17 protein-coding genes and 1 pseudogene are annotated in these 22,889 nt (G+C 67.5%); 8 read left to right on the top strand and 10 right to left on the bottom strand.

The annotated features are described in order from the left end of the window. Both TFC3_RS38060 and TFC3_RS17800 read left to right on the top strand, forming a co-directional pair. Positions 1-452 (top strand): annotated as a pseudogene (locus TFC3_RS38060) (glycogen debranching enzyme); the annotation flags it as partial. 78 nt (positions 453-530) lie between these two features. Beyond that, positions 531-860: a hypothetical protein gene (locus TFC3_RS17800; protein WP_067501062.1), complete on the top strand. Its 330-nt coding sequence runs from the start codon at positions 531-533 to the stop codon at positions 858-860. A gap of 12 nt (positions 861-872) precedes the next feature. Here TFC3_RS17800 and TFC3_RS17805 read toward each other — a convergent pair whose 3' ends face one another. Then, positions 873-3,128: a diguanylate cyclase domain-containing protein gene (locus TFC3_RS17805; RefSeq protein ID WP_153040277.1), complete on the bottom strand. Its 2,256-nt coding sequence runs from the start codon at positions 3,126-3,128 to the stop codon at positions 873-875. A 153-nt stretch (positions 3,129-3,281) separates the two neighbouring features. On the opposite strand from TFC3_RS17805, the gene TFC3_RS17810 reads away from it, so the two are divergent. The 3 genes from TFC3_RS17810 to TFC3_RS17820 all read left to right on the top strand — a co-directional run bounded on the left by TFC3_RS17810 (position 3,282) and on the right by TFC3_RS17820 (position 8,934). Then, on the top strand, positions 3,282-4,487 hold the full coding sequence (locus TFC3_RS17810) for an EAL domain-containing protein (protein ID WP_161952618.1): 1,206 nt from the start codon (positions 3,282-3,284) through the stop codon (positions 4,485-4,487). 134 nt (positions 4,488-4,621) lie between these two features. Beyond that, entirely contained in the window at positions 4,622-6,928 is a 2,307-nt protein-coding gene (locus TFC3_RS17815; RefSeq protein ID WP_236718409.1) for a bifunctional diguanylate cyclase/phosphodiesterase, read from the top strand. 146 nt (positions 6,929-7,074) lie between these two features. Next, positions 7,075-8,934 (top strand): sensor domain-containing diguanylate cyclase, encoded by a 1,860-nt coding sequence (locus TFC3_RS17820; protein WP_067501066.1) that lies wholly within the window; start codon positions 7,075-7,077, stop codon positions 8,932-8,934. A gap of 19 nt (positions 8,935-8,953) precedes the next feature. On the opposite strand, the gene TFC3_RS35935 is transcribed toward TFC3_RS17820, so the two are convergent. Further along, on the bottom strand, positions 8,954-11,485 hold the full coding sequence (locus TFC3_RS35935; RefSeq protein WP_161952620.1) for an ATP-binding protein: 2,532 nt from the start codon (positions 11,483-11,485) through the stop codon (positions 8,954-8,956). 113 nt (positions 11,486-11,598) lie between these two features. Further along, on the bottom strand, positions 11,599-12,006 hold the full coding sequence (locus tag TFC3_RS17830; RefSeq protein ID WP_067501068.1) for a response regulator: 408 nt from the start codon (positions 12,004-12,006) through the stop codon (positions 11,599-11,601). Between TFC3_RS17830 and TFC3_RS37130 the strand changes: the two genes are divergently transcribed. Further along, entirely contained in the window at positions 12,005-12,250 is a 246-nt protein-coding gene (locus TFC3_RS37130; RefSeq protein WP_153040278.1) for a hypothetical protein, read from the top strand. The genes TFC3_RS17830 and TFC3_RS37130 overlap by 2 nt on opposite strands. Positions 12,251-12,259: 9 nt before the next feature. Beyond that, positions 12,260-12,796 carry a hypothetical protein gene (locus tag TFC3_RS17835; RefSeq protein WP_153040279.1) on the top strand — a complete coding sequence of 179 codons (537 nt, stop codon included), beginning with the start codon at positions 12,260-12,262 and terminating at the stop codon, positions 12,794-12,796. On the opposite strand, the gene TFC3_RS17840 is transcribed toward TFC3_RS17835, so the two are convergent. From TFC3_RS17840 to TFC3_RS17870, 7 genes are all read right to left on the bottom strand, one after another. Beyond that, positions 12,751-15,084, bottom strand: coding sequence for a bifunctional diguanylate cyclase/phosphodiesterase (locus TFC3_RS17840; protein ID WP_067501072.1), 2,334 nt, complete (start codon positions 15,082-15,084; stop codon positions 12,751-12,753). The two genes, TFC3_RS17835 and TFC3_RS17840, sit on opposite strands and share 46 nt — an antisense overlap. Positions 15,085-15,155: 71 nt before the next feature. Further along, a complete protein-coding gene (locus TFC3_RS17845) occupies positions 15,156-16,787 on the bottom strand; it encodes an ATP-binding protein (RefSeq protein ID WP_067501074.1) in 1,632 nt (543 codons plus the stop codon). A 148-nt stretch (positions 16,788-16,935) separates the two neighbouring features. Next, positions 16,936-18,420 (bottom strand): methyl-accepting chemotaxis protein, encoded by a 1,485-nt coding sequence (locus TFC3_RS40020; protein WP_369819628.1) that lies wholly within the window; start codon positions 18,418-18,420, stop codon positions 16,936-16,938. 509 nt (positions 18,421-18,929) lie between these two features. Continuing rightward, the gene (locus tag TFC3_RS17855; protein WP_067501078.1) at positions 18,930-19,154 is read right to left on the bottom strand and encodes a hypothetical protein; all 225 of its coding nucleotides are present in this window, start codon (positions 19,152-19,154) and stop codon (positions 18,930-18,932) included. A 104-nt stretch (positions 19,155-19,258) separates the two neighbouring features. Then, entirely contained in the window at positions 19,259-19,777 is a 519-nt protein-coding gene (locus TFC3_RS17860; RefSeq protein WP_067501079.1) for a GAF domain-containing protein, read from the bottom strand. A gap of 22 nt (positions 19,778-19,799) precedes the next feature. Further along, positions 19,800-20,081 (bottom strand): hypothetical protein, encoded by a 282-nt coding sequence (locus TFC3_RS17865; RefSeq protein ID WP_067501081.1) that lies wholly within the window; start codon positions 20,079-20,081, stop codon positions 19,800-19,802. A gap of 49 nt (positions 20,082-20,130) precedes the next feature. After that, a complete protein-coding gene (locus TFC3_RS17870) occupies positions 20,131-21,771 on the bottom strand; it encodes a methyl-accepting chemotaxis protein (protein ID WP_082772126.1) in 1,641 nt (546 codons plus the stop codon). Between the two features lie 476 nt (positions 21,772-22,247). Between TFC3_RS17870 and TFC3_RS17875 the strand changes: the two genes are divergently transcribed. Further along, positions 22,248-22,835, top strand: coding sequence for a hypothetical protein (locus TFC3_RS17875; RefSeq protein ID WP_236718182.1), 588 nt, complete (start codon positions 22,248-22,250; stop codon positions 22,833-22,835). Positions 22,836-22,889 lie beyond the last annotated feature (54 nt).

Here is a 22,889-nt window from a genome sequence, read left to right on the forward strand (position 1 = left end):
CCCGCCAACACGACATCCTCACCACCTTCACCCAAAGCCTCACCCACCTACGCGCCCAACACCCCATCTTCCGCCGCCGACGCTTCTTCACCGGCGAACCCGTGGGCGGTTCGAAGACGCCCGACATCGCCTGGCTGCACCGCGACGGCGAACCCATGACGCCCGAGCACTGGACCGGCGGCATCCGGACCATGGGCGTCTTCCTCAACGGCCATGGCATCCCGGAGCTGGACGCGCTGGGTGAGCAGATCACTGACGACTCGTTCCTGCTGTTGTTCAACGCGGCACCCGAGGAGATCGAGTTCGTGCTCCCCGACGAGCAGTACGGGCAGATGTGGGAGGTCGCCGCGGACACCGCCGATCCCCTGCTGGCCGCCAGCGCGAGCGTCAAGGCCGGGACCAGCATTTCCCTGACCGCGCACAGCTTGCTCGTGCTGCGCTGCCGCTACTGACCCGGTGGCCGATCCACCCCGGCCGGGAGCAGCTACGGTGGGCGGGTGAGAAGCGCAGCACCGACCGGCGGATGCACGGTGACCATCTGCCGGGAGTGCGTTGCGGTGGGACGACGACGACCGGATCCGGCGGTGCAATTCCGCCGGCTCCGGGCCGCCTTGAGCCCGGACCATGCCGTACGAACCAGCCTGTGCCTCGACGCCTGCACGCAGGCCAACGTCATGGTGGTGCAGCCGGCTCCCGCCGCCCGGCGCGCCGGGGCCCGGCCGGTGTGGCTCGGCCTGCTCGTGCACGACGAGATGCTCGACGACCTCGCTGCCTGGGTGCGCGCCGGCGGACCCGGCGTCGAGCCGCTGCCCGGCCTGCTGTCGCTGTCCGAGGTACCGCCGGCTCAGCGGGGTCGCTGAGCCGGCTGAGGGTCAGTCGTCGCCTTCCTTCGCCAGCACCGCAAAGGCGGCATCGAGCCGGCGCAGGATGGCGGCACCGGGTCCGGCAGCGAGCCACTGCCGTAGCTGCTCCGGGGTCATTGCCGGAGCTAGATGATCTCCCTGCAGCACGTCGGGCGACCCGGACATGGCCGCAGCAAGCTGCTCCGCGTTGCCCACGGCCTGCACCATTGTCTGCGCCTCGAAGAGCCGAGCGATGGAGACCACCATAGCGAGCTTCTTGGCGCCGGAGCTCACCATCGCTCTGTCACTGCGGATCTGGGACAGCGGCAGCGACTCCAGGGAGGTGAGCGGCACGGTGCCCGTACCGAAATCGGTGACTCCGAGAGCAAAACCCGAGGCGACGAGCCGGTGCAGCTGGCGTCCGACTGCCTCGTCGCCGAGCTGTTCGCACTCCGGAACGACCAGCATGACCTGCCCGCTCGACAGGCCCGCTCCGGCTGTGGCGCTCGCCAGGATGTCGACCGCTGTGTCATCGGCCAGCAGCCGCCCGGGCAACTCGATACTCATCCGCATCGGCTCCGCGGCGGCTACGGCTGCGAAGCCCGCGCCGGCGGCCTTGACCACGTGGGACCAGATGGCGGGGAACTGGTCCGTACGGTCGGCCAGCTCGAGCAGACCTGCGTGCTGCAACGTTCCAAGCGTCGGGTGCTCCCACGCGGCGACGGCGTCCACTCCGGCGCATAATCCGGTGCTGCGGTCCACGTACGGCCGGAAAGCCACCTTGATCTCTTGACGCTCCACCGCGTATCGCAGGTGCTGTTCCTCGGTTCGCAGGCGAGCGATGTCGCCGTGCTTGTCCGGGTCGAAGACCTCTACCCGGTTCTTGCCACGGGCCTTGGCGGAGTACATGGCGATGTCGGCACACCTGGTCAGGTCTCCCGCGGTCAGGTGCGCGGCGGACACGGCCACTCCGACGCTGGCACCGATGACGACCGAGGCCATCGACAATTGGTGTGGTGCTTTCACGCGCCGGCAGATCTCGGCGGCAACAACTTCTGCCGGCGCCGCACCGGACAGGTTTGTCAGCAGGACGGCGAACTCGTCACCACCGAAACGAGCGGGCAGGGCGTCCGGCCCGCCCGCTTCTTGCAGGATGCGGGCCACCCGGACCAGGGTCTCGTCGCCGGCCGCATGCCCCTGGGTGTCGTTGACCTGTTTGAAGTCATCAAGGTCGATGTTGAGGAGGGCAACTGTGCCCGGGGGCGAGGTGTCGATCGCCTCGGTCAGCCGCCGGAAGAACAAGGCGCGGTTCGGCAATCCGGTCAGCGCGTCGTGATACGCCTGGTGCTGCAGCTCGTCGGCGGACATCCGGAGGTTCTCGGCGAGGAGCACCTGGTGGGCCATGGCGCGGAAGGTGTCCACGACGTGGTCGTGCATCCGCTGCGACCCGCCCAGCAGCCGGTAGCGGCCCGGGGTGAGCTCCTCGACCGTCCACTCCTTGACCGCCGGAGCCAGCGGCCCCAGCAGGCTACGCGGATCGCTGAGCACCTCCAGGGGCAGAACGTCACCGACGGCAGGCTGAGACAGTCCAGCGGCGCCGAAGACAGTGAGATGACCGTTCTCGGTTCGTACGAACAGTGCCACGACGCCCGGTGAGAGCTCGACGAGTTCGTCCGCGGCCTGCAACCCGAGAGCCCGGACCTGATCGAGGCTCGAGGCACCGAGCATCATGTTGCCGATCCTCGCCAGCACGGCCTCCCGGGCGCCGGCCAGGTCCTGGCGGCACATCGCGGCGTAGACCGCGCGCATCACCACGCAGACCAGGACAAGCTGCGGCAGGATCGCCAGCACCCCCGAACTCTGCCACTGCAGCAGCCGACCGGTGGACACCGGCGTGACAGCAACAGCAAGCGGCAGGCTCACCATGCCTACCGTGATCCGCAGCAGCCAGCCGCGCTGTGTGCCGTACAGCGACTGTACGGCCAGCACCACAAGGATCAGTCCGACAGTGTCCAGCGGATCGACGAGTCCGGCGCTGGCTGTTACCAGCAGTGGCGCTTCCAGCCAGAGCCCGATTATCGACGGCTGGCGGCGCAGGTAGGTGAAACCGATCAGGCCGCAGAACGACAAGAGCGCGAGCAGTGATGCCGCACTCCAAGCAGAGGGGGGATCCGCAGCGATCACATGCATCATCTGCAGGAACAAGCTGCCGCAAGCGGCCAGGGAGGCCCCTACCCTGATCCGGTCCAGGGCCGACTCCGGGCGCAGCCGTTGGAAAAGTCCCACGGTAATCGCTTCGGCCCCGGCTGACCGGAGCTGAGCCGAAGATGCACGGCTGATTTCGCCGACCTCCTCAGCAGCGTCCTCCAGCCGTCGATGAAGCAGGAGGAGCAGGCCAGCTGCCGCCGGCAATGCATCAAGACCGAGAGAGCGTGCCCGATGACCGTGTCCGCTGCGCTGAAGCCCTGGTCAGCCGGAGCCGATGTCGAACGCCTGCTCAACCTGGTACGCCAGCATCTCGGCATGGAAGTCGCGTGGATCTCGACCTTCACCGACGGGCAGCAACTGGTCCATGCCACGAGCGGCGACGCTGCCGCCATCGGCGTGAGCCGGGGGTCAGGCGTGGACCTGGAGGGTTCCTTCTGCACCAGGGTCATGAGCGGGAGCCTGCCGGCCATAGTCACCGACGCACGGCGTCACCCGATAGCCCGCGACCTGCCGTTGACCCGGCAGTTGGAGATCGGGTCCTACATCGGCGTGCCGTGGCAGGGCAGGCACGGCCGCACTGCCGGCATGCTCTGCTGTGTCAGCCGGTATCCGCGACCGCAGCTCGATGGGTTGTTGACGCTGCAGTTCATCAAGTTTGTTGCCGAGCTCGTCAGCGACCACATGGATCATCCGCTGATGGAGCAACACCGCGCCGAGGAGCGACTAGCCCACCAGGTCCGCCAGGTGCTGCAAACCAGAGCCGTCAGCATGGCCTTCCAACCGGTGATCCGGCTGTCCGACTCCGCCGTCGTTGCCTACGAGGCGCTCGCCCGTTTCGACCCCACCGACTTCGCATCCCCGGACAAGGCCTTCGCCGCCGCATCGCAGAGCGGTCTCGGTATCGACCTTGAGCACCTGGCGGTGCAGCGGGCGTTCGAACAACTGCCGCGGGTACCCCAGGGCTGCTGGCTGGGGGTCAACCTCTCCGCCGAAGCGCTGCTGTGTCCCAGGGTGCAGCAGACCATCAGGCAGGTCGCGGACCAGCGAATCGGGGTGGAACTCACCGAACACACCCAGGTCACCGATTACCCGCAGCTCAGCCGAGCGATCCGGCGGCTGCGAGAGGCGGGTGTCCAGTTCAGCATCGACGACGCGGGCGCGGGCTTCGCCAGCTTCAACCACATCCTGCAACTCCAGCCGGATGTCATCAAGCTGGACATCTCCCTGGTGCGTGACGTCGACTCCGATCAGGTACGAGCGGCGCTTGCCCGTTCCCTGGTCTCCTTCGCCGCCGACATCGGGGCGGCCTTGATCGCCGAGGGAATCGAAACGCGTGACGAGTACGACCGCCTCCTCGATCTTGGCGTCCGATACGGGCAGGGCTTCTTCCTCGCCCGGCCGGCCGGACTGCCGCCGTCGTCCGGGTCCCGGCCGTAGCGCAAGACTGTCGCGAGGACCGGACCTGTCGAACCGGGGGGCATATCGAAGCTGGCTCATCCACCCGCGCCGCAACGCTGCTGGAAAATTACTCATACCATGGCGGCGACGAACCGATGGGAGACGGTGTGGACATGTTGCGTCGCGCCAAAACCGCTGAGGCCGCCAGTGCGGTGCCTCCTTGGCGGCTGACGCGCACGCTTGCCGCCGCCCTCGGCCTGCTCATCGTGGCAGCGATCTGGTTCACTGTCGGGCTGCTGCACCCGACCCCGCCGGTTTTGGGCTGGCTGCCGTTGCTGGTGACAGTGCCGCTGGCGGGGGTCACGTCGTGGCAGGCCGCGAAGAACGGCCGGGCTTTCTGGCGGTACATCTCCGTCGGTATCGTGCTCGTCGGCTTGGGCGCAGCGGCGAACGCCTACGACTACTTCAGCGGCACCGAGCAGGGCCAGCGCATCAGCGGCATGACCGCGACGGTGTACACCTCGGGTCTGGTGGTGATGCTGCTGGGACTGCTGCTGATTCCCGGGGCTCGGCGCACGCGGATCGAGTGGGCTCGTTTCGGTCTGGACATAGCGACGGTTATCGTCACTGTGCTGGCCTTCTCCTGGCATGTCTTCTACCCCCGCTGGGAGAGCTGGCTGGGCGGCACCGTGACCGGGTCGGCGGCCGGGCTCACCGTGGTCGCCGCCGGCTTCATTTGTGTCTTCGCGTTCATCAAGGTCGCTTTCACCGGGACCGGCCCGATCGACCGGCGGGCTCTGCATCTGCTTGCCCTGACCGGAGCGCTTGGTGCCGGCGGCGGCGCGCTTGCCCCGCCGCTGGCCTCCCGCCCCTACCTGAATTCGGGCCATGTTCTGCTGCCGGGCACCTGCCTGCTGGTGTGCCTCGCGGCTGACCGGCAACGGCGAGCGACTCGCGCCGGGGATGTGCTGCCACGTCCGGCGCCACGCCGGTTGAGCCTCATGCCGTACGCCGCGGTGCTGGCCACCGGTGCCCTGCTGATGTTCAGCGCGGCCACGCACGACGCTGACCTGGTCGTGACCGCCGCTGCTTCGGTGACCGTCACTCTGCTGGTCGCAGCGCGGCAGTTGATCGCCCTGCGAGACAACGCGTTGCTGCTCGACAACCTGGATGCGCGCGGGCGTGAACTGGCCCATCAGGCTACGCACGATGCGCTGACCGGCTTGCCGAACAGAACCGTGCTGATCCGTGAGATCGCTGACGCGCTCGCGCAGCAGCCCTTTCCCGCGTTCAGCGTCGCGCTGGTCGACCTCGACGACTTCAAGGAGATCAACGACGACCTCGGTCACGCCGTCGGCGATGCCCTGCTCATCGCCGTCGCTGAACGCATCACCGCGCAGCTGCCCGCCGGCGGTACGGCCGTCCGGCTCGGCGGGGACGAGTATGCCCTGCTGCTTCGCGGTGACAGCACCTCGACGCTGACCGCGGTGGCCACGCACCTGCGTCGTCCGGTCCGTGCCGACGGTCATGAGCTGGTTGTCGAGGCCAGCATCGGGTTGGCTCAGGCCCGCCCGGGCGACACCGCCCAGGAGCTTCTGCGCCGAGCCGACGTAGCGATGTACGAGGCCAAGGGCCGCGGCAAGGGCCGTCAAGTTGTCCACGACATGGCCATGGACCAGCGCACCGCCGAGCAGGCCCGGCTCTCGGCCGAGCTGCGCGCCGCCTTGGACACCGGGCAGCTGCATCTGCTCTACCAGCCGATCGTGGAGATGCCTCACGGCGAGCTGTACGGAGTGGAGGCGCTGGTGCGCTGGGCCCATCCGGAGCGCGGGCCGATCGGCCCAGCCCTGTTCATCCCGGCCGCCGAACGCACCGGCCTCATCGTGCCGCTGGGCATGTGGATCCTGGAGGAGGCGTGCCGGCAGGCGGTGCGCTGGCGCGATGAGCTGGGTGACGCCGCTCCTCGTACGGTGACTGTCAATGTGTCCGCTCGGCAGCTACGGGAAGCGGGTTTCGCCGACGAAGTAGCCACTGTGCTGCGTCGCACCGGCTTGCCTGCGCAAGTGCTGACCGTTGAGGTGACCGAGACGACGGTCTTCGATGGCGGGACCGCACTTGAGGAGTTGCGTGCCGTTGCCGCGCTCGGCGTCACCATCGCGCTCGACGACTTCGGTACCGGCCACTCGTCGCTCGGTCTGCTTCGCAGCTGCCCGGCCGACATCCTCAAGATCGACAAGTCGTTCGTCGACGATGTCACCGATGGCGGCCAGCAGGCGGTCGTGGTGGCCGCGCTGATCCGCATCTGTGACGGCATGCGGCTGCGTGCTGTTGCCGAGGGTGTCGAGACCGCGGAGCAGGCGGCGGAGTTGCACCGGCTCGGCTACCGGTTCGCCCAGGGCTATCACTTCGGCCGGCCCATGTCCGCTGCGGCGATTGCCACCTACCGCCCCCTCAGCGTCGAGCGGCCCTTTGCGGCTTGACCTGGCGTCCGGGCGACGGTCGGCGGCAATCCCCCGGCCCGGGTGGGTAAGCTGATCTGCTCGGCTCATCCACCGGCGAATCCCTCATTTCCGCTTGGGGGCCGTCGATTGTCAAAAATGTGGGCCAACGGCGAAGGGGAGTCTCGATGAGGATCCCCTTTCGCCGTATCGACCCGGTCCTGGCCGGGCTGATTGTCTTCAGCCTGGCGCTGCTTCCGGTGTTCCTCATCGGTCCGGGGGGCGCCGTCACGTCGTGGGCCGTACAGACCTGCTTCGACGTGGTCAACATGGTCTGCGCAGGGCGTCTCGCGCGGATGACGACCGAGGACCGCCTGGCCCGCCGGTTCTGGCGTGCGGTGCTCATCGCCACTGCGCTGAGCGGCATCGGTGACGGGTTCCAGACCGGCCTGGCGGTGCTGCACCTCTCCGATCACCGGCCCAGCGCGATTCAGACGGCCTTCGTGGTACTCGGGATGGTCGTCGTCGTGGTGGCGATGCTGCTGCACCCCTTCGGTGGTGCCGGACGGCAACGTCTGAGGCTGTGGCTGGACGCGGCGACGGTCGTCACCGCGGTTGCGGTCTGCCTCTGGTACTTCAATCTCGCCGACGCGCTGGCCGGCGAACCGCAGACCGAGCTCATCGGCTCGGTCGTCACGTGGGTTGTCATGCTGCTGGTCACCGTTGGCCTGCTCAAGCTCGTGCTGAGCGGCAACACCACGTTCGCGCGCGGTCCGGGCATCGTGGCCAGCGTGGGAGTTGCCGGCACAGCGCTCGCTGCCTCAACCGTGACGCTGCTGACCGGCACCAATGACCCCGGCGTCATCTACGTGGCTCAGCTGATGCCGTGCGCCCTCATCCCCATGGGTCTGCGCTACCAGGCGCTGCGCATGCGCCGTACCAGCGCACCGGTGCCCACGTCGGGGCGGCGTTCGAGCCGCCTGCCCTACCTGGCCGTCGCAGCCGTTCAGATCCTGCTGATCGTGGCTCTCCTGGATCGTGGCAGCGAGGCCAAGCTCTGGGGCGCCGCCGCGGGCACCGCGGTCATCACCGCGCTGGTGCTGAGCCGCCAGATCGCTGCTTTTACCGACAACGAGAGGTTGTTCGCCCAGATCGACCAGAGCATGAACGAGGTGCAGCGTCAGCGTGAATGGTTCCGCTCGCTGGTGCAGCACTCCTCGGACATCACGCTCGTGGTGGGCGAGGACGGCGCCATCCGCTTCGCTACACCGGCAGTGCAGCGAGTGCTGGGCATTCAGGCCGAGCAGCTCGACGGGGCGACCCTGAGTGCCCGCCTGCACCCCGACGACCGGCAGACGCTTCGTGAGCTGATGCAACGGCTCGCCTCGCAGCCCGGCACCGAGGCCGGCACCCAGGCCAGGATGCAGCACACCGACGGCTCCTACCGCTGGCTGCAGATCGTTGCGGTCGACCTCACGGACAATCTCAGTGTGAATGGTGTCGTCTTCAACGCCAGAGACGTCACCGAGGCCCGGGAGCTGCATGATGAGCTGCGCTATCAAGCCACTCACGACACGCTCACCGGCCTCGCCAACCGCAACCTGCTCCAGCAGCAGCTCAGCTCGCAGGCCGCTGCGAATCCGGTCAGCATCCTGCTGATCGACCTCGACGACTTCAAGCCGATCAACGACCGGCACGGCCATCATGCCGGCGACCGGGTGCTCACCGCGGTAGCACAAAGACTCACCAGCCTCGCCGGTGCCGCGGGGCTGGCGGTGCGCCTGGGCGGTGACGAGTTCGCCGTCCTGCTGCCGCAGGCCGGCCCCACCGACGCGCAGAAGCATGCTGAGCAGGTCACCCAGGTGCTCAGTGAGCCGATCCGGCTGGCGGGCGGTCAGGTTGTCATGGTCGGGGCGAGCGTCGGCGTGGCGAGCGGTCCCGCCCACGACGCCGAAGCGCTGTTCAAGGACGCCGACGCCGCCATGTACCGGGTGAAGTCGCAGCGCAAGGCGACACACAGTGCCACGGTCCTGGAGCCAACCCCCTGAGCCGTACGGGGCGGCGCGCTCAGAGACGCTGGGTGGCGTAGGAGACGTCGTGCAGTTGTGGAAGCCGCAGCACGACGGTGGTGCCGACCGGCTTGTTGTCGCGAAGAATGATCACGCCGCCGTGCAGCTGCATGATGGTACGGGCCACGCTCAGGCCAAGGCCGCTGCCTTCCGTACCCTGATGGCGGACGTTGCTCCCACGGTAGAAGCGGTCGAAAACCCGGTCGCGTTCCTGTGCCGGTGTGCCGATGCCCTCGTCGGTGATGCACAGTTCCGCAATGCCTTCACCGGTGGTCAGGACAATCAGGACGGTGCCACCGGCGCGGCTGTAGATGATCGCGTTGGCCAGGAGATTGCCGACGACCTGGCCCAGCCGCTGCTCGTCACCGTCAACGAGCACCGGTTCGGTCACGGTGATCGCCAGACGGATCCCCCGGTCGGCAGCGCCGTGCCGGGCATCCGCGACGACGCGCCGGACGAGAGCACCGAGATCCACGGTGTCCACCGTCAGGGGCAGGTGGCCGGAGTCGAGCCCGGCCAGGTCGAGCAAGGTCGCCACGATGTGGTGAAGCTCCCCGGCATTGCGCTCGATGGCCCCGATCATCAGCTGCCAGTCGTCGGATTGATCAACGCCCTCCTCGGCGAGCAGGCCGGCATGAGCAGCGATGGAAGCCAGCGGCGTGCGCAGTTCGTGGCCCACCAGCGAGATGAAGTCGTCCTGCATCCGCGCGAGCTGGCGGGCCAGGCTCTCGCCGCGGCGCAGCGCCGCGAACGCACCGAGCTGGGCCGCAACGCCGTCGAGCAGCACGGTGAGCAGGTCCTCATGGTGCTCTACGACGCCGGCATAGCAGGTAAGAACGCCCAGGATTTCCCCGCCGTCCTGCAGGGGCACCGCCAGCACGGTCTTGATGCCGTGGCGCAGACAGATCTCGGCGCGCATCCGCTCGAACGGTTCTCCGCGTGCCGCGGTCTCCTCGACCTCCGGGATCCAGACCGAGCTGCCGTTCTGCCACACCCGTCCGGTCGCGCCGAGACCCTTGACCGGAACGTGGTCGAACAACTGGTCCGGGTTACCTCCCTCGGCATGCCAGTGTCCCGCCGAGCGCAGCTCGCCGGCCTCGTTGACGATGAACAGCTCGGCGGCGGACCATCCGAGTGTCGTACCCACCGAGCGCAGCACCGGGCCTGCGGCCTCGGCCATCGACACCGCGGTCCGCAGGATCTTCTCCACGCTCGCATGACATTCCCGGAAGTGCTCGACCCGGCGTACTGCGGTGATCTCATGCGTGACGGCAACCGCGCCGCGCCGCCGGCCGTCGGCCGCGAGGATCGGGCGAGCGGTGATGGAGAAGACCCGTTTCTGCCGGTCCCGCAGGTTGATGTGGACGGTCACACCGTCGATGTCCTCACCGGCACAGGCGCGCATCAGTGGCATGTCCGCCAGCGGTAGGAGGCGCTCGTCCTCATCGAAAAGGACGCCCTCCAGCTGGCCGATGTACTCCGTGAGTGCCCGGGAGTCATCAGGCAGTTCGTGTACCTCACGCAGCGCACGGTTCATCAGGATGATGCGGCCGGCCGCGTCGCAGGCAACGACACCAACGGAGAGACTGTCGAGCAGGGCCTTGAGGAAGCTGGCGCTGCGTTCCGCATCCTCCTCAGCCGCCAGCTGTTTGGTTGAGTCGGCTATGAAGACGCACGCCAGCGGGCCGGCGCTGCCATGGACCACGGTCATGCTCGCCTCGACCGGGATACGCCTTCCGTCGCGATGGCGCAGGCTGACAAGACGTACGGGGTGCCCTCCGGGCGCCCCGGTGAACAGGTGGGCGATCAGTCCGTCCCCCGGTTCGTTGTCGTAGCCGGGATGCACAACGGAGTCGAAGGACCGGCCACCGGCTTCGGACTTGTGGTACCCCAGCAGGTCGTGCGCAGCCTTGTTGAAGGCGACGATCGTCCCCCGGGTGTCCATCGCGATGAGGGGCTGCTGGACGCTGTCGAGCAAAGCGTTGCTGTCGAGTCCCGCGATGACGGCGGGAGGCGGCGGTGACTGGCCGGGCGGCCGTAACATCTGTTCGATCTCGGTCAGCACCTCGGTGTCCCGCTCGGTCCACTCCCGGGGCTTCGTGTCCAGGACAGTCACCGAGCCCAGCGGCCGGCCGTTTCCGTCCCGCAGGGGAACACTGAGAAAGGCAGTGATGTCGTACGCGCGGACCAGCAGGTGCTCACACAGTTGGACATCGTCGCTGGAGCGCAGATCCGCCACGCTGATCGGCCGGTTTGCCGACACCACGAACTTGCACAGCGAATAGTCCAGGGTCAGGTCCTGCTGCTCTGGCAGCTCCGGAGGCAACCCGAACCTGCCGAGGAGTTGCTCGGCATCGCGCCCGAGCAACGTGATCATCGCCATGGGAGCGTCCAGCAAACGGGCCGCCAGACGCGTCAGCCCGTCCATGGGCAGGGGCAGGGCCGGAAGCAGGTGACGCGCCGCCTCAACGGCTTCGAGCCGGTCCGCGCGAGCAAGTACTTCGGGGTCGACGCTCACGATGGCGGGCATGTCTCTCCACATCACCTCGTCACACCTGCGACAAGACGCGCTGTCGCACCTCATTACTACCGCTTCGAAGCTGCTGTTTCTGCCAATCCGTCAAAACGCTCGAAGGACTGTTCTCACGTCGTGATGCACCCGGTGGAAGAGAAGGTGTGCCCGTGCGGACCGTGCCCGGCCAGCTCGGTCATGACCGAGACCAGGACGTCGTTGAGCGTCGGCTTGAGCACCAGGGAGCAAGCTCCGCTCTCCGGCACGCGTACATCGCCTGGTTGCAGTTGGCCCGTGAGGATGGCGATGGGGGTCTCGGACAACTCCTTGTGAGCCCGGATGAGCCGGATCAGCTCCCAGCCATCCATGCGGGGCATGCCCAGGTCGGTCAGCACCACGTCGGGCCGATGCTCGACGGCCAGATCGTAGGCCGCCGCGCCATCGGCACCGTGCAGCACAGTGAACCCGGCGCGTTTGAAAACACGCGTCAGGACCATCGCTATGTCGTCGACGTCCTCGGCGAGAAGGAGCGTGGCCATGATCTTCTCCTACGCGGGTCGCAGCTACGGCTGGCTCTGGCGGGTGGTCGGCGTACCTGAAGCCCCGGCACCACTGGCATGCAGCCGCCGCCTCACGATCTCCCCAGCAAAGGTAACAAAAGGGACGGCATTCGAGGGCTCGGCCGAGAACTACGAAGCCGCCTCCTCCCGGGCAGGACGCCTTACCGCCCGAATTTCGGTGAAATCGACGGTGCCATCGACGCAATACGGGCTTATCGGGTAGCGTGCAGGCATGGATCGCCGGAGCGGGGATTATTGCGCACCTGATCATGAGTTGCTGTTCGAAGCGGTCGCCGGCAACGAACAGCAGCTCCACGAGATCCGGCCTCTGCTCTTCGACGCCGTGGTCAAGAAGACTCCACGCAGTATGTTCATCGTCGGCGGAGCCGCGGACCGGGTATCCACCGTCGTGGACTGCCTCGGTACAGATGCCTTCACACAGATGGCCGCGCCAGTCCTCCTGCAGCTTCACTACACCGAGTACGACTTCATCATGCGCTTGGCCGTTGAGCATGTACCGGCCGTCTTCGGCATCGCGACCTGGCGGCCCAGGGAGTCCTCGGTACGGCTGGCGCGCTCTCTGGCGTCAACCGTGGATGTCGTCGTTACGGCGTCGACTGGCAACCTCATCACCCGGTTCTGCGACAGCCCGGCCGGCCGCGACCGCCGCCTGCGGGCGGCCGATGGCAAACGGCGCGGACACTCCCGCAGCGCCATCGGCGCTCAGTCTGCGGCTCGCGCAGCGATCGGTCCGCACGTCTCGGCTTGAAGCATCAGAAATTTTCGCTCGATCTCTTCCGCCGGCACTGGCCGCGAGAACAGAAACCCTTGGCCGATCCGGTACCCCATGCCACGCAGTGCCGCAGCCTGGTCGACCGTCTCGATGCCCTCCGCCACCGCGGTGAGATGCATCGTTTCGGCTATCTGACTGACGGCGCGGGCGACCGCTTCTTGCCGGTCGACGGACACGACACTCTCCACGAATGATCGGTCCAGCTTGATAGCGGTAATGGGACAGGTCAGCAGCAGGCTCAAGGACGAAGCCGCCGTTCCGAAGTCGTCCAGAGCCAGGCGGATCCCCAGCCGCCGCAGGCCGTGCAGCGTCTGCAGGGCGATGTCGTTGTCAACGACAGCCGTCTCGGTGATCTCGATACCGAGCCGGTCAGCCGGCAGTCCGGTGTCGTGCAGGACGGCCGTCACCTCGGCGATGAACCCGGGATCCCGCAATTGCCGGCCCGTCACGTTGACCGTCAGCAGCAGGTCATGCGCCGGGTGCCGGACCCGCCACGCCGCCGCTTGAGCGCAAGCCGTATGCAACACCGAGCGGCCCAGCTCCACGATCAATCCACTGTCCTCGGCCACCGCGATGAAGTCGCCCGGCGGGATCACCGCGCCAGCTTCGGACTGCCAGCGAGCCAGGGCTTCCACCGCGACCAGACCGCCGTCGTCCAGCCGGACGATGGGCTGATAGACGACGAAGATGCGCCCGTCCGCAATCGCCTGAGCGAGCCGGACGGTCAGGTCGGAGCGTTGCTGAAGTTTGGCCCGCAGGTCCGGCGTGTAGGCCACCTGCGTCCCACGGCCGCGCGCTTTGGCGGCGTACATGGCGATGTCTGCCGCGCTGATGAGGGATTCGACGTCATCGTCCGGACCGGCGCTGGCGATACCCACGCTGGCCCCGACTGTGGCGTCGTGACCGGGCCGGACGTACTCGGTGACACTGGCGATGATGCGCTCAGCAGTGGCCTGGGAACGTTGCGCGGAGGCACGGCGCAGGAGCACGGCGAACTCGTCCCCACCAAGACGGGCAACGACGTCGTCGGCGCGTACGGCTCGGCGCAGACATTCGGCGACACCGACGAGCAGAGCGTCTCCGGCCGCGTGGCCCATGGTGTCGTTCACCATCTTGAAGTTGTCGAGATCGATGAGCAGCAAGGTGATCTCGCTGCCCTCGGCCAGCGCCCGGGCGACCTGATCGGTGAAGCTGGTGCGGTTCGCCAAGTCGGTGAGCCCGTCGAGCGACGCCTGCCGGCTGAGGAGCTTCTCCTGCTCGCGCATCTGATTGATGAGCCTGGCGTTGTCCTGGAACGCGAGAAGCTGGCGTGCGACGACCAGCGCGGTGACCGCAACGGTCCCAGCGGCAGCGCCGTACAGCCGCGCATCGCTGTCCGCCGGCAGGACCGCGGCCAAGGTGATGAAGGTGACCAGAACAGCGCCGTATGGAAGCAAGCTGTAGGCGCGCCGCCGATGCACACCGAAGGGCTTGAGGTCAGTGCGCAGCAGGAGGTACTGGAGGCGGGGTCCGCTGGCGATAAGCGGCGACGTCAGGAACTGCACCACCAGCACGGTCACGGCTGCACCGTTGGTGGCGGCGGAAGGCAGAAAGGCCGTCGCGCTGGCAAGGAGTACGGAGATCACCATGGGTGTCGCTGCGATCCGGTGCAACGGCGCATTACCCGACAGGGCTATGCGGACCGCTGCGAAGGTCGCCACCACCGTCATCACGGCCACGACGGCTCTGCCGGCAAATTCTGAACTCCCCGCTTGCACCGGGGCCACCGCGAAACACCACGACACAGCCGCTCCACCGGCCAGAACGGTTGCCGCGTCCAACCACAACGCCAGCTTCGCCCGAGCGCTGCGGCTCGCGTCCGGATGCATCAGCATGGTGACGGTCACCACCAACTGCCCCGCCAGCAGGCACCCGGACTGCACCACCCCGCCCGCGGTGGAGGCCGTGGCCGGCGCGGCGAACGACAGCGCGCTCTGGGTGACATCGCCGATGACGAACAGCGATGCCGACCCGGCCAGAACGCCCCAGAACCGGCGGGTAGCGCCGCTGGCCTGCAGATGCACCCGCCAGGAGAACCAGGCCAGAAGCATATCGAGGGGAATCTGGGCCACCCAGAAGATCTCAACTTGCCGGGCCGCTGGACGGAGCAGCACGAAGAGCAGAACGATCAGCAGTGACCACAGCACAATGCCCTGGAGCACGCGGTCGCGGCGAAGCACACGCCAGCGGAACCGATGGCTCTCGTCCTGGCCCTGCCTGTCCAACCGCCGATCCTCCCCTGGCGCTCTGAAACCTCACCCTTCCAATCGGCATCAGGGGACGGAGGATTAGCCCATCACCGCGCCTGAGGCACGGTGTCCGGCAGGCTCCTCGTATCGGGTGGAGCGACCGGCAGACGGATGGTGAAAGCCGTGACCGCTTCATCGGGTTCGCTGACGAAGATCTGACCGCCGTGCCGTTCCGCCACGGCGCGCGCCAGGGTGAGGCCCAGGCCGGTGCCGGGAACACCGAGGTGCAGGGCTTCGCCGGTACGGAAGAAGAGGTCGAAGACGCGATCGCGTTCGTTGGCTGGAATGCGTACACCGGTGTTCGTGACCGACAGCACCGCGGTGTGGTCGTCGGCGTGCGCGGTGATGCCGACCACGGCATCATCGGCCGACCAGGTCAACGCATTGGCAAGAAGCTCGTCGACAACGTGCCGCAGCCGGTCGGGATCGCCGTTGATGATCAGCTCATCGGCGGTGTTGACAACGATGCCGCCGTGTCTGCAGTCGCTGTGGGCCGCGACGGCCTCGCGCAGCACGTCGGCCAGATTCATGCGCCGGGGCTGCAAGGCGATGTGCCCGGAGCGCATTCCCGCGACGTCGAGCAGCTTGGCAACGATGGCGTGCAACTTGGTGGTGTTGCGCTGCACGACCTGCAGCATCGCGGTGCGCTCGGCTGCGGTCAGGCCCGTCTCGGCCAGCATGATGTCGGTGTACGACTGGATGCTGGTCAAGGGGGTGCGCAGCTCGTGACCCACCAGGGCGATGTACTCGTCACGGGTTTGATCCAGTTCTGCGGCGTACCGTTCAGCGCGGCGGCGTTCCAGAAACTCACCGATGTGCGCGGCAATACCGGTCATCACGGCCGTGCGTACGTCGTCCGGGGTTTCCTTGATGGCGCTGTAGCAGACCAGCACGCCGAGGGTTGCGGCTCCGCTGGGAACGGGCACAGCCAGCGCGCCACGCAGATCGCCCCAGTCGCCGGCCTGCTGTCCAGCATCGGCATCATGGACGAGATCGGCGGCCCACTGCGCATTCGAGCTCTGCCACGCCGCGCCGGGCAGACCCTCCCCCTCCGGGAGCTGATCCGGGAGCTCGCAGGGGATCTGATGGCCTCGTGCCGCCCAGCACGTATCCCGGCGCAGCACCTGCCCGATCGGGTCCACCGTCCAGAACTCGGTGGCGCTCCATCCCAGCGCCTCACCGATGACCTCGACCGCCTCGGCCATCAGCGAGTCCGCCGGACCGGGCTGGGAGAGCAGTTCGGAGACGCGGATCTCGCATTCCTTGAGCCGGGCCGCCCGCACTTCGGTAGTGATGTCGTGCAAGGCGACCACGGCAGCCACCGAACCGTTGTCGCTGACCGGCCGAGCATGGATCCGGAAGGCGCGGGTGCCCTGCCCGGCGGGCTTGATGACCAACTCGGCACCGCGCACGTGCGCTCCGCGCGCCGCTCGCATGAGAATTGACTCACCGGGACCGAACCGGCGGCCTTGACCGTCGAACACCTCCAGGTGCTGCGACCACTGGCCCACCGGCACACCGTCGAGCAAGCTGCCGAACAACTGCCGCGCCGCCTCATTGGCCAGCACCGGATGCCCTTGAGCATCACAGCCGACCACGATTGTGTCCAGCATGTCGAGTACGGCGCCCCACACCCGATCGTCGTCGTCCATCGCCACCACTTGCCCCAGAAAAGACATTTTATGCAAATGTTATTAAACGGTCAGTCATCAAGGCGTAGCGCGAACCTGTCGGCCTGCCGAGGAAGCGAGGAACCGGTACCCGGCGAGGTGTTCGTCCTCCGGCGCACTGATGACCATGCCGGCCTCGGTGACGAGCTCGCCCCGGTCAGACATGGAAGGTCGACGCCATTTCGGCCTGCCGCTCCAGCACCGTGGTCATGCTCGCCTGTACGGCATCCAGCTGGGCAATGATGCGGCTGGTGGTGTGGATACCCTCGGCCACCGCCCGGCTCGATCCCTGAATGCCGGCGATGTGTTCGGTGACCTTGTGGGTCGCTTCGGCGGTTTCGCGAGCCAACTCCTTGACTTCTCCGGCGACAACAGCGAAGCCCTTGCCGACTTCCCCGGCGCGCGCGGCCTCAATGGTGGCGTTCAAGGCAAGCAGGTTGGTCTGCTCGGCGATGGAGGAAATGATTTTGAGAACGTCGCCGATGGCAGCCGAAGCCTGCCCGAGGGCGTTCACCTCAGCGGTCATGCCGCCCGCCGCTCCGGCAGCTTGTTCGGCGACGGTCCCGGCTTCGGTGGCCGCCGTACGAAGTTGTTGCACGGTATCAAGCAGCGCACGGGCCTTGGCGGCGTCCTCCTCGACGCGGCGCAGCACCGCCAGCCGCTGCGACACCAGCAACTGGACGTTGCGCAACGCTGCGGCGCGCGACTCGGAAAGTTCAATGGCTTCGGTGGTGAAGAAGTCCATCGTGCCGAGCACCTGGCCGCCGTCGACGATCGGGAAGCACACCCCCGAGCGAACTCCGGCGCGTTGCGCCGCTGGAGCACGCACGCAGTCGGTCAACTGGGCCAAGTCGCGTACGAACACGAGATCCCGGCTCTTCCAGGCCCGGCCGGACAAGCCGACACCTTCGGCGAACGACGCCGCGAGCGTCACCTTGCGGAACTCTTCACCCGCGGAGCCGGACTCCTGGGCAAAGCGCAGTACCTTGTCGGCGGGATCCAGCGCCCAATATGACCCATAGGCCCACCCGAACGCGCTGCGCACCCGTTCCAAGGCGACCTCGATGGCGCTTTTCTCATCGGCGGCCGCACCGACTTCGGCCACGACGGTGGTCACGGCAGCGCGGTCGTCGAGGGTCTCCCGCAGTTCATTGGCCGCCAGCGCCTGCTGCCCGGCCAGGACCGCAATCCGGGTGATGGCCGCCCACTTTTCCCCTGCGAAGGCCGGCAGCGGCTGACGGCCGAAGAACTCGAGAACACCCGTCACGACCCCGTCGACCAGGACCGGTACCGTGGCGCCTTCCACCATCCCGGCCTTCTGCGCAGCCTGCCAGCGCAGACAGCCGACGCCGGCGTTGGGATTCTGGCTGACCATCAACGCGCGGCGGTCCCGGACGGCCGCGGCGACCATCCCGCCGTCGGAGGGAACCGTCGGACCGTTGACAGCCTCCGCGCTCAGCACGTCGGTGAGGTCACCGGTCTGGAAGGTCAGCGCGTACGAGCCGTCGCTGGTCCGCGACCACAACGCGCCATGAGCAAGTCCCAGCACGTCGACGAGCGTGGTGGTGATCCGTACCCGGACCTCCTGCACCGAGCTGACTCCCTCGGTGAAGGCATCCACCACCCGCTCGAGCGCTTCCACGTCCCGCGGAATGGAGGCCGGTTGCTGCGCGGATGCTTGGCGTCGGGGCCAGCCCATACCCGATCGGTCCTTCCCTCGACGAGCCGGCGCAAGTATTCCGGCTGTCAGTTCTATCGGCGGCTGAGGTAGATCTTTGAGACAAGTACGCCAAATCGTAACGGCGGGCCTGCTCGAGTTGCTCGAAAAATTCGGCTGGATCAATTGCCTCAGCGCCGTGTGAGACAGCCGGTGGCGGGTACGCGGCCTCCGACCTCACTGGCGGGAGAAGTGCTCAGCTCTCACCTTCCCGCCCCGTTCGTGAGGCAGAGGCGATGCTGCTCATCAACGGAGCTGGGCGGCATCGCCTCCGGACGTTCCTGCCTCATCGCGCTACCGGGCGATGACCTCGACGTCGCTGCGAGCCGTGCTCGGGCCGACCGGCCAGCCGCACCATCCGCCTTTACCACCCGCAAATCTTCTCTCGAAGAATCAGCGGCGGGCCCTGGGCCGCGCCCGCCGCTGATCGCGGGTCACTTCGCGATGCGGCTGAGGTCAGCGATCGCCTGGGCTGCCTTGATGTATTTGTTGCTCGCCAGATCGCCGATGGTCTTGATGTTGAATGCCTTCTTCAACGCTTCGCCGTCCGCCTCGCTCACGCCTGCGAGCGCAGAAACCGGAGAACCGGCAAGCTCAGCCAACGAAGTCGATTCGTAGGCCTTGTCGAGGACGGCATCAAGGTCTACCGAGATCGCCATACCTGAGTCCCTTTCTCACGGAATGCCGCCGGCAACTGCCGGCGACGGCAGCGACATTGCCGGTGCTCTCCCCGGCGAAACGAAGTACCTCCGCAAGGGTGAATTCATCGCCCGCCAGGGTGGGGGTAGCGGCTGATCAGGTCCACGATCTGGGTGGCGGCTGCGGTGAGGTGGCGGACATCCTCGTCGGTGAACCCGCGAATGTCGGGAGCCATGACGCAGTGACTGCCAAGCGTGTACCCGGAGGGCAGCACGAGGGGCACCCCGGCGTACGCCCGGACCAGCCCGGCAGCGACCGCAGGGTGGGCGGTCCACTCCGGGTCACGGGCCAGGTCCTCGCAGAGGTACGGCGCCTTGTCCAGGACGACCTGGCAGCAGAAGGTCAGCTCGTTGGGCGAGCCGCCCAGCGGGGACAGGGAGTCCGCTTCTCCCGCGTTGGTGGCCAGGGTAGCGGTGGCGGTGTCCAGGACGGCCTGAGCCGCGCTGAACGGCATGTTGAGTCGTTCAGCGCTGCGCCGGCAGATCTGCTGCAGCTCTGCAGCGAGTTCCGGGTCGAACAGGTCGTACGCCGCCATCGCGGTGAGCCGGTCGAGGCCGGCGAGTTCTTCGAGATTGTTCAACATGGGCGTCTCTCCGCGAGGATGCTTACTTGGCTTCGGCGATGACAGTGGCGGCGGCCCGTAGGTACTCGTAACTCTTGAGCCGGATGACCAGGCTGCGCCCGCACAGCGCGAGGACCGGATCGGCGCCGAGCATGGCCTCGGTGAGCCGCTCGATGGCCGCCGGGTCGGTCTCGTGGCCGCTGAGACCGGCTCGGTTGAGCAGGCCCGGCCACACGTCGCGGGCCCGGTGACCGTACAGCTTCTCCACCGCCGCCTTTGCTTCGGCCAGATCCGGGCGGCTCATGTGGTACGCGTCGTTGGTCATCGGTCCTCACGGCGTAGAAGCGGGTGAAGTGCCACCAGGGCACCGGGGGTCAGTAATGGAACCGTCCGACGAGGGTGTTCAGCCGGACGGCGAGCTCACTGAGGTCGTCAGCGGCGTCCTTGCTCGACCGGGCCGCGTCCGAGGTCGCCTCGGTGACCTGCGAGACGGCGGCAAAGCTGGCCTGCACCTCGCCGCTGCCCTGGGCGGCGTCGTTGATGGACCGGGTCATCTCGTTGGTGGTCGCGGATTGCTGCTCGACCGCCGAGGCGATGGTCGTGGAGTAGTCGCTGATCTGAGCGATGACTGCCTCGATCCGGACGATGGCCGCGCTGGCACCGTCGCTGCGCTGCTGGATCGCACCGATCTTGGCGGTGATGTCCTCGGTGGCCCGGGCGGTCTCCTGGGCCAGGTCCTTGACCTCCGAGGCGACCACAGCGAATCCCTTGCCGGCGTCCCCGGCCCGGGCTGCCTCGATCGTCGCATTCAGGGCCAGCAGGTTGGTCTGCTCGGCAATGGAGGTGATCAGCTTGACCACGTCGCCGACCTCGACGCTTGCCTGCCCCAGCTCGGCGATCTGGGAGCTGGTGGCCTGCGCGATCTCCATCGACTCGTTGGCCACATGGGCTGCCGCCGACGAGGTGGAGGCGATCTCGCGGATGGAAGCGGTCATCTGCTCCGCACCGGCCGCGACGGTCTGGACGTTGCTGGTGATCTGCTCGGCCGCCGCGGCGGCCGAGCCGGCCTTGCCCGAGGCTTCGCCGGCCCCGGTCGTCAGCTCGTCGCTGACCTTCGCCAGCTGCAGAGCCGCGGCGGACAGCGCCGTCGAAGTGCCGACCAGCTCGCGGATGGTGTGCGCCACCGAGTCGACCGCCCGGTCCAAGTCGCGTCCCATCATGCCCAGTTCGTCGCGCGAGTCCAGGTTCGCCGATCGGGTCAGGTCACAGGCGGCCAGGCCTTCCACCGCATGCGAAACCTTGCGCAGGCCCGCCCGGATGGATCGGGCGATCCAGGTGGCGAACACCAACGCCACCACCACACCGGCCAGGAGAATGATGATGATCTGGTTCCGGGCGTGGCGGGCCCCGGTTGCGGCAGCGCGCTGGCGCAGCTGGGCATCGGCCGCTTGTTGCTGCCCGAGCTGGGTGGCGATGTCGCCCGCCTTGGTCGCTGCGGGCAGGGTGACCTCGTCGCGGGCCTTCTCCACCCCGGCCAGGTCGCCGCGCTTGGCGGCGGGCAGCAAGTCGCTGTCGCGCAGCTTCTGGAACTCGGCCCAGGTGGTGCCGAGCTGGTCGGCCAGGGCGGGGTCCACCGCGTTGGCCCGGAACCGGCGAAGGTCCTCGGTGAACGCGGCGTCGTTGTCCTTGATCGCCTGCTGATACTTGGCGAACGAGGCCTCGGTCCGGGAGATCGCATAGTTCAGCATGTTGCGCCGGGTCTGGTCCATGTCGAGCCGGACCGCATCGATCTGCTGCACCGGCACCACACCACGAGCGTAGATGTCGTCGGCCTCGCGGTTCATCGCCTGCATCCGGCCGATCGCCAGGCCGCCGACGACGAGGGCGACGACGGCCATCAGCAGCACCGCAGCGGCGATCTTGGTCAGAATTCCCCGGTTGGCGACCATCCGGGCGAGCCGCGGCCGGTCCCGGCCGGAAACCGGTGCGCCGGCCCCGGATACCGCGTCCTGCATGCCCAGTTCTCCTGTACGAGTGAGGAAAGTGCGTCTCTCTCGATCTTCGGCCGGGTCTGGGATTCCCTTAGTCCGGGGCCGCCAGCCGTTTTGAACCTCCCAACAGCCGAGCGGTACCGCAGCGGGGCACCTCCCCGGCGAGCTGGATCACCGCACCGCGATCAAATGACTGCCCGCAATTCCACGTTCTCTTACCCTCCCGCAAAAACATTCACGTTTCTCTATCTTGACAAGTTATTCAGCCAGGTGAACCATGGCCCGAATCGGCAGTCAGCCTGCGCCCGGGAGCCGTCGCGGTGACGGCTACCCGCTCGCGAACACGGCTTCGGCAGCGGATCCTCCACGCCCTCCGCCGGTAAATCGGTTGCAAAATCGACATCGCGTCATATGAATACTTCTTCCCTCTTTTAGCCGTTTTTTCATGCGAGGTCCGGGCATCGACGGGCTGACGAAGTCCATCGATGGAAGGAACTGACATGCGTACAGGCATGATCGCCAGGCTCACCCTGGCCGGCACGCTGGCCCTGACCACGGTCGTCGCCGTTGGCAGCCCCGCCGCCGCCGCACCTGCCCCGGCCCCCGCTGCCGCCGCTCAGGACTCCGCAGCGGGAACGCTGGCGTCGACCGTCAGCGGCACCTTCGCCGACGGAGGCACGGTCGCCGGAACCTTCACCCCGACCGAGTTCGCCGTGCAGAACGACGAGCTGGTTGCTGTCGGCACGCTGCACAGCGTTCTCACCGATGCTGCCGGGAACACAGTCGGCACCACTGACACCGCCGTCACCCTGCCGGTCCAGGTTCCGATCGGCCAGTCCACCAACGCCGCCCCCATCATCACCTGCCCCGTCCTGCACCTGGTGCTCGGCCCGCTGGACCTGAACCTGCTCGGTCTGGCCGTCCACCTCAACACCGTGGTGCTCGACATCACCGCCATTCCCGGAGCGGGCAACCTGCTCGGCAACCTGCTGTGCGCCGTGGCCGGGCTGCTCGACGGCGGCCTGACCCTGCCGCTCGGTACGCTGGCCGCTCTGCTGAACGCGATTCTTGCGGCATTGGGCCTCTGAACACCTCAGTAACGGCTGACGCCGGGCCGGCCTGTCGCAACAAGGCCGGCCCGG

Source organism: Actinoplanes sp. TFC3 (assembly GCF_001553785.1).
GTDB lineage: Bacteria > Actinomycetota > Actinomycetes > Mycobacteriales > Micromonosporaceae > Actinoplanes.